General features: G+C 71.1%; 1 protein-coding gene. It reads right to left on the reverse strand.

What is annotated here, in order from left to right; genetic code table 11:
* The coding region (locus ADL15_RS54340; protein WP_449369306.1) for a DUF6197 family protein at nt 1-287 on the reverse strand (287 nt) is incomplete at both ends.

A 287-nucleotide genomic window follows, 5' to 3' on the forward strand; every position in this document is an offset into this window, starting at 1 on the left:
GGTGCCGTTGGCGTGCTGCAGCTGCAGCGCGTCCTGGATCTGTTCCGCAGGAGTCGACGCGGCCCGGCGCAGCATGCGCGTGACCTCGTCGAGGGTGCGTCCCCGGGCGTCGTTGAAGTCGTACGCCTGGCAGCCGGCCTCCGCGAGCAGGTACCCGTCCAGGTGGGCGAGGGCCTGTTCGAAGTCGACCCAGTGCGGGTCGTCGAACATCTGCGCCGGAGCGTCGACCGGGCCGCCGTAGCAGACCATGCCGATCGCGCCGACCGTGCACGCCGGAGGGGTGAACA

The sequence above is a fragment of the Actinoplanes awajinensis subsp. mycoplanecinus genome, from assembly GCF_001509495.1.
Lineage (GTDB): Bacteria > Actinomycetota > Actinomycetes > Mycobacteriales > Micromonosporaceae > Actinoplanes > Actinoplanes palleronii.